Annotated in this window: 3 protein-coding genes; all 3 read right to left on the reverse strand. The window is 58.8% G+C overall.

Annotation, left to right across the window (positions count from 1 at the left end):
- Positions 1-427 precede the first annotated feature (427 nt).
- The 3 genes from XI08_RS10145 to XI08_RS10155 all read right to left on the reverse strand — a co-directional run bounded on the left by XI08_RS10145 (position 428) and on the right by XI08_RS10155 (position 2,554).
- The gene (locus XI08_RS10145) at positions 428-1,171 is read right to left on the reverse strand and encodes a Crp/Fnr family transcriptional regulator (protein WP_271574307.1); all 744 of its coding nucleotides are present in this window, start codon (positions 1,169-1,171) and stop codon (positions 428-430) included.
- Between the two features lie 436 nt (positions 1,172-1,607).
- Positions 1,608-1,847 carry a hypothetical protein gene (locus XI08_RS10150; protein WP_271574308.1) on the reverse strand — a complete coding sequence of 80 codons (240 nt, stop codon included), beginning with the start codon at positions 1,845-1,847 and terminating at the stop codon, positions 1,608-1,610.
- A 269-nt stretch (positions 1,848-2,116) separates the two neighbouring features.
- The gene (locus XI08_RS10155; protein ID WP_271574309.1) at positions 2,117-2,554 is read right to left on the reverse strand and encodes a PaaI family thioesterase; all 438 of its coding nucleotides are present in this window, start codon (positions 2,552-2,554) and stop codon (positions 2,117-2,119) included.
- Positions 2,555-2,807: the final 253 nt, after the last annotated feature.

The following is a 2,807-nucleotide window of genomic DNA, read 5'->3' on the forward strand; positions in this document are numbered from 1 at the left end:
TTTTGATCATGATCCAGCTCCAGGCAAGAATTAAAAATTCCCTGAGCATTGCGCAGATTAGACCTATTTCTTGACGTGGGCTATGTCACCCGCCTCCAAATTCGAAATGCGAAGAGTGGTGATAGCTCCGATCCTCCTTTTCTGCGGCGCGTCAGCGGACCTGACATTTGCGAATACAGGAGCGACGACGATTGTCTCCTTGTGGCCCGTCTCGACAAATGTAGGAGGTCTTGCTGAGGTCTCCTATCGAAGGCAGAGCCGACTTGATTTGCTCACCGCACGGCTCGTGACGCGCAACGGACATTAGGTGGGAGGTCCCGCTCAAGGCATGGGGCGGCGGCCTGATCGGCCCGAAGGGATCCGCTATCCAGCACCGTCTTCGCCGACTTCACCGGCCGCGCCGAAGCGGCTACATCGCCCGTTTCATTTACTGCGTCGGCAGAACCAAAACGCGAGATTGGGTTGCATTCATAGAGAAGATCCCCTCGATTTCGAGACGCATGGTGTCGCGGCATTCGCACGCCAGCGCTGCAAGCCGCGAAGGGTCGATCTCGATTTCGCCTCGCCGTTCAGATATGATCGCTCCGGAAGCGCGCAGATTCCGCATCAGGAGCGTCACCGTCGTTCGTCGCACACCCAGTATTTGCGAAAGCGCCTCCTGGGTGAGCGGGAGGACGTCGTGGTCGACGCGGTCGCGAAGATGGAGCAGCCAGCGCGCCATGCGGGCTTGGACCGGATGCAGCGCATTGCAGGCCCCGCCGATTTGTAGCTGTATCAGCATCGCCTTGAAGTGAATCTGGACTGCGTGACGGATCGCGGGGCTCCGGCTGAAAGCGGCGTGGAATCGCGATGCGGGGATCCGCGAGGCGGTGCCCGCGGCACGAACGATGGCGGTAACGGCCGCAGGAGACGGCCCGAGCACGGAAAGAGTGCCTACTGCTCCCTCGCGCCCTATTGCGGCGCTGGCGACCGTCTGCCCGTTCGCCATGTTGATCATCACAGAAATGGCGCCACTATGAGGGAAGAGGACGTGCTCGGTCTGGTCACCCGCCCGCGAGACGACCGCGTCCCGATCGAGCGCAACCATCTCTAGGTCGGGTGCCAGCAGATCGAGATCCGCCGCCGGTAGTGCTGCCAAAAGTCGGTTACCAATCCCGCTGGGAAGCGTCACTCTAGCCCGCCGCGAATCATCCGCCGCATCGCATTTCGAGCGGCATAGGGCGGCAACCTCGAACTTTGTTTGAATCCGCCTACGCTTCGCACCCCGAAATCCAATTCAGCTGCGGAAGCTCTCAATGTCAAAAATTGAACTCCAAACACACGCGATCGCGAGGCGAATTTTTGTCTCGCAGGATCATTGAGGACTTAGATTCCAGCGTTACGCGGCACAATTGCAAAATGCGTATGGGTAACATCATAGGGAGTTCCAATTTCCGGGGCGCGGCAAACGCCGCGGCGGTGTCGGAAGAGTGTGCGCGAACCATGCCCCGGACCGCGATCGGCACCTTTCTTGGACCTCGCGCTATGTCCGCATTGCGTCCGTGATGCGCAGCAAAGCGGACACTAGCGGTCCATTTGATCTCCGCCTTCCCTTGATGGACTGCAGATCAATCCGTCAGCAGATCATAGTCCCGGCGCAAAACAGTTTGGACGTGAGTCGCGGCGCGCGCGGCGGTATTGGCATCTGCCGCGCCCGCTACGATCACACAGAGCGACCAGTTATTTTCAGCGTGCTTTGTAACGCGATTGATCGCTATTTCCAGGACGTTATGACAGCCAGGCTGCTTTCTCACTTCTAACAACGCTCGACGCTGCAATTCCTGGATTGAAACGCGGATCTTGGGCATAGGACTCGCTCGGAAATCTTACTGGTTGGGGGCCGCGCGCCCTATACCTAACAGAACAAGCGCAATTCGGGTTCCACTTGCGAGAGGCACGAACCTTCGATCGCAGCTTGGCACCCGATATCCTGCTGCAGCTGACACTCGCGATGTCAGCTCATCGGGGTAAAGTGGACTTCGCAACAGAGCGTGCCCAAGCCCGAAAATGACCCGTTGCGGACCTAGATCGATCTGAAAGCTCTCTCAGGCCGGTTGCGTGGTGCGAGCGTTAACGGCTAACGGGGATGAGTGTCACCCTCATGCTTCGGCACTGCGCGGAACGTGGCGTTCGCCCGAGCGATTACACTGTCGTCGGCCTTGATTAGACTTTGCGCGAAGCAGATCGTTCTGCCGGTTTTGATCACCTCACTGTCCACGGTGAGCCATTGCCCAATCTGCGCGATGCCGGTGAAGTCGACCACAAGAGTGATCGTCGCCAGCGACGATGCCCAGCCAATCGCCTGCGCGCAGCTATAGCCCATCGCGTTGTCAGCAAGCGCGGAGATCAGCCCGCCATGAACGTTGCCACGTGCATTGGTGTGCGGCTTGGCCAGCCGTAATCCGATGATCACGGCTTTGTCCGTCCGCTTCGAATAGAGCGGTTCCCAAGGATCGGTGAAAGGGCTCTTACGGAAGTGCGGTTCGAAACCTTCGGGGATACCGGTGCTGTTCATGGTCATGCGCGAGCTCCTTTCTTGGCGAAAACCTGTGCCATTCGCTGAGGATCCGCAAGAAACAATCGTACCCGTGGTTCGGCATCCAAGTGCCGCCCAAGACAAGGTGGTTTCCACTGCCGACGAGGTGATCAAACAAAGCGTAGCTCGCTGCGGTGCATAAGTCCGGAATTGGCCCATCTCGGACTTAGGGTGAGGTGCGCCAACGCGCCGCTATCAGAGGCAGAGCGGACCTCTACGAAGTTCAGCCCGG

It is taken from the genome of Bradyrhizobium sp. CCBAU 11361, from assembly GCF_028128935.1.
Classification (GTDB): Bacteria; Pseudomonadota; Alphaproteobacteria; order Rhizobiales; family Xanthobacteraceae; genus Bradyrhizobium; species Bradyrhizobium niftali.